The 4,246-nt window shown below is 33.2% G+C and carries 2 protein-coding genes and 3 pseudogenes; 1 reads left to right on the top strand and 4 read right to left on the bottom strand.

Features of this window, described 5'->3' with window-relative positions:
* Positions 1 to 374: 374 nt before the first annotated feature.
* A pseudogene (locus ACFIQE_RS08785) lies at positions 375 to 830 on the top strand (type ISP restriction/modification enzyme); the annotation flags it as partial.
* A 1,308-nt stretch (positions 831 to 2,138) separates the two neighbouring features.
* Here ACFIQE_RS08785 and ACFIQE_RS08780 read toward each other — a convergent pair.
* The 4 genes and pseudogenes from ACFIQE_RS08780 to ACFIQE_RS08765 form a co-directional block, all read right to left on the bottom strand.
* Positions 2,139 to 2,264: a hypothetical protein gene (locus ACFIQE_RS08780; RefSeq protein WP_375621811.1), complete on the bottom strand. Its 126-nt coding sequence runs from the start codon at positions 2,262 to 2,264 to the stop codon at positions 2,139 to 2,141.
* Between the two features lie 18 nt (positions 2,265 to 2,282).
* A pseudogene (locus ACFIQE_RS08775) lies at positions 2,283 to 2,360 on the bottom strand (Killer protein); the annotation flags it as partial.
* Between the two features lie 13 nt (positions 2,361 to 2,373).
* A complete protein-coding gene (locus ACFIQE_RS08770) occupies positions 2,374 to 3,306 on the bottom strand; it encodes a DMT family transporter (protein ID WP_375621810.1) in 933 nt (310 codons plus the stop codon).
* Positions 3,227 to 4,083: pseudogene (locus ACFIQE_RS08765) on the bottom strand (SDR family oxidoreductase). Before ACFIQE_RS08765 ends, ACFIQE_RS08770 begins: the two are co-directional and overlap by 80 nt.
* Between the last annotated feature and the right edge of the window lie 163 nt (positions 4,084 to 4,246).

The following is a 4,246-nucleotide window of genomic DNA, read 5'->3' as shown; positions in this document are numbered from 1 at the left end:
TACAACCTATATCGACAATACAACCTTAAATACAATCAATAATATATATTTGTCAGTTTGTGTCTGTAAATTGAACTAACAAACTAGATTATTTTAGTGACTCATAAAACCTATCAAAATAATCATTATGATATTTTAAAAGCACATGCTTCATTTGTCTTTTTCCATAAAATAAACAGCAAATTTCACTATTTTGCTGATCTGATCTCTCTCATGGACTGCGGATAAACAGCATTTAAAAACTCTTTTGAAAAAATTATCGGCTTTTTTAGCATTTTTCTGCATTTTTTCTCAATTCGTTCAAAATGGATTTAATAAGCTTCGTTTTAATTCTTTTGAAGAGAATTAAACCCCTTATACGAAAACGGAGCTCTGTTGTAACAGGGCGTGAACTGGATCATTTGCACGTGAATTATGAAACTGTAAAACCTTATCCCGTAACCTTTAAAAAAGGTAATCCAAAAGTTACAGAGATCTCTAATCCAGAAAAATTCTATTACGTGACTGAAATGAAATTCGCAAAAGCAGGTAAAGAGAAAGATAAAACCACTGTTATTTATAATAACAATATCACAATAACAGATATCCCTCTTGACGCTTGTGAGTATATCGTTAATGGTAAATCCGCTCTTGAATGGGTTATGGGGCGTCAATGTGTTAAGACTGATAAAAAGAGTGGCATTGTTAATGATGCCAATCGTTATGCTGTTGAAACCATTGGCAACCCTGCCTACCCTCTAGAGTTATTTCAGAGGGTTATTACCATAAGTTTAGAGACAATGAAAATTGTTAAGAACCTACCAAAATTAGAAATAAGAGAAACTGAATAACTTAAAAGCATGCTCACATAATGGGTATGATAAACTCATAAGGGGTATAAGGTTTTATACCTATAGGTTCTTATATCCCTTTTATAAATTGCTGACATACAATCTTTAAAAGGATAATTTATCATACGTTATTTAAAAAGAAGAAACTTGCACTTTTAGATACTCTTATTTACATTGCCTTTAAAAGATTAAACCGTAATCTAAAATGAGTGCTTTATTGTTATCAGAAGCTTTATTTAAAGAGGGTTATGTATATTCATTTTCTTATATTACTTATAGGTTTTGAATGTTTCTCCCCCCCCCCCCAAACCCTTACAAAACATAGAGCATTAGTTGTATTTATAGGTTGTATTTTGATATAGGTTGTTTTTTTTGGAAACTTGATAAAAGTTAACATATTGAAATATAATAAAATTTTATTTTTTATTGAAAAATATGTAAAGGGGGGCGTAAAAAGCACCTCCAAAACTCATAACCATAATGGTCTTGATAGCATTTATTATGATTATAATCCCTTTCTTTTGAAAGGCTTTAAAAGATCACATACTCTCATAAGACATGTTTTAATCATTCACTAAATGATCACTTTTGTCGATTCAATGTACTGACATAAACTGACAAATATATATTTACAGTTGTATTTATTTGTTATGGCTGTTTTAATAAGTTGTATTTTGAAAAATTCATAAAACTTAACTTATTGAAATATAATGATTTTAATTTTCTCTCATTTAAAAAAAATGATATAGGTTCTAAAAAGAACTGACAAAAATGACAAAAGTTTATTAAAAGGGATTTTGCTCATCTCTATAATGATCAGTTTCTATTGAGATGTTTTCATAAGTGTTTTCATAACAGACAATAAATCGCAATTATCATATATCCTATTTATCATTTCTCTTATGAAAATGAAAAATGATGCCATGGCTATAAAGCATATAACAGCTATAGAAAATGCGTAAAAACAGCAGCTTCAAATAACTAAACTGTAAATGAACGCATTGATTATAAAGAGAGCACCTATAAGAGGCTATTAAATTTTAAATGTATTATAAACAAAATTCACAAAAAAATTTAAATTCATTTAGTAAAAAAAACTGATAGATTATAAAGATAAAAATACGCATTATGAGAGCCTTTTTAAATATTATAGATGTATAGATTCAAAACATAACGCAATCGTTTCATAAAGCCCATAATATAGCTTTAAAAGCATATAAATATAAAAGAAGCAATTCATAATCATAAGATATTATCAATACACAACGTATTTAAAAAATACAAAAAAATATCAAAAAAGATAAAATATTATTTGACAATAAATACGTATTTTGTTATATAAAGACGATACGCTAATTTTTGTATTGTTATCCCCATTTCTTCTAAAAAAGCTACTTTTAGAACTTCACTAGAATGGGCGGGGTTATGCGTCATTTGTTTTCATTCCTTTCATCAATGGTAATCTTGATAATCAACAAGCTCCACATCTGTTCCGATAAAGCGAAAAATAACACGCCAATTTCCATTCATCTTAAAAAGTATATTACTCTTTATGCGCATTGGGAACGGCTTTTCTAGATCCTAGTAAGCTGAATATATAGCCTTGTCCGATTAGAACTCCAAAAATCGTAATAAAAACGCCTATGATTTGCATGATTTGAGGGATGAAGCCGAACAGGATTTGCACCAATAAGGCTGAAATAGGTACAAAATTGAAAAATATCGCCGTCTTACCCGGACCTCGGATCGCTATTCCAATATTCCAAAATAGGTAGGCTAAAACTGATCCTGCAACCCCCATCCAAAGGAGTGCGAATAAACTAGCGCCGGACATAGACATCGTTTCTTGAAGAGGGGATTCGAATAAAAAGGTTAGGACGCCAAGGGCGACGGTGCCAGAGAGCATCGTCCAGCTTGTTGTTTCAAGCGGGGTTGCGTTCTTGACAAATGACCGCGTGCCCACGGTATAGAACGCCCAACCAATGGAACCTAAAAGAATCATAATATCTCCTTTGGCAAAGGAAACATGGTTAGACAAAAATCTCCCATTTGTTATGACTAAATAGACCCCGAACATGCTAATGAGCATCCCTATAACCCTCTCACAGGTTGGGAAAGATTTATTCATGATAGCTTCAATAATATTAGCACTAATAGGGGTTGTCGCCATGATGAGGGAGGCTGTTATGGGATTTGACGTTTGCAAGCCAACAAATAAAGCACCATTAAACCCTGCCACACCGATAATCCCTAGGAAAATATAAGAAATAAAATTTTGCGATAAAACATGCCACCGCAAGCCTTCTTTGAAAATCATAATTAAAAATATGGCGATTACGGCAATGAGAAACCGCTCAAAAGAAGCTGTCCATGGAGAAACAGTCGTTAAAGCTATCTTAGTGGCTTGGAAATTGGAACCCCAAAAAAAGGTTCCTACGAGGGTTAAGACAAGAGCTATTCTGGGCGTGATTTTCATTGGATAGATCCTTATACTTGATACCAAAGTGGAGCATCGAGACGTATAGAAGAAATTTGTGCGGTAGTATAGAAGAAATTTGTGCGGTATTAGATGAGGAAAGAATAAAGTTGACCGCGGAAGCAATGTCATCTGGGTGAAGCATTTTGGCAAGATTCTCTGGAGGTATCTCTGGGAATCCTTTAAAATTGCGACGAAAATCCGTATTAACTTTATCAACTTGGATTGAACAAACACGAATATTTTGTGGCATTCCCCATAAGCGCAACCCACCAGTATAGCCCTCTACAGCAAATTTAGAAGAAGAATATGAAATTAAAGAAGGATTGTATTCTACACCCCATATGGATGAAATATTTATAATATCGGTGCGAATTTCCTTTTTTAGATAGGGTAAAGTAGCAGCTGTTATATAGAACATTCCTTTAATATTCACATCAAATGTTTCAGCACATTCTTGAGCATCAATTGTTTCTGGATCGCCACTATAACAAATGCCTGCTACATTAACTAAGACATCAAGCCACCAAATTCTGAGATAACCTTATGGACAGAAGAGTCAATGGCTTCTTTATCGCGGATATCAACAATCAATTTACATAAGCTTGCCGTATCGATGGAGGTTGGTAGTTCTATGTCAATGATGTCTGCACTTGCTACCTTATGACCATTTTTCAATAAGTTTAGAACAATTGCTTTACCGATGCCGCGAGCGCCTCCTGTGACTAAAATACGTTTCTGTTGTTGTGAGTAAATTCCGGTCGTGTTTTTTATCATTTCGTTTAGCATTTTCTATACCTGAAGTTGTAATCATTAATATTCAGCTAGTTTATTTTTAGCCATGCATTATGTATTAAAGCAATAAAAAAGGAGATCTTGAAACAGCCCGTGCTCTTTTGTCTGAAACCCTCTCTAAAGACAATACGCGTGATGAGGATGT

The organism is Bartonella sp. AA1HLJMS, from assembly GCF_042197445.1.
Taxonomy (GTDB): domain Bacteria; phylum Pseudomonadota; class Alphaproteobacteria; order Rhizobiales; family Rhizobiaceae; genus Bartonella.
Note: the sequence above shows the minus strand (reverse complement) of the source record. Positions and strands in the feature narration are given on the sequence as shown.

What these genes read in the sequence shown, in the direction of transcription:
- ACFIQE_RS08780 (WP_375621811.1), bottom strand. Translation starts at nt 2,264, where the DNA reads ATGACGCATAACCCCGCCCATTCTAGTGAAGTTCTAAAAGTAGCTTTT.
- ACFIQE_RS08770 (WP_375621810.1), bottom strand. Translation starts at nt 3,306, where the DNA reads ATGAAAATCACGCCCAGAATAGCTCTTGTCTTAACCCTCGTAGGAACC.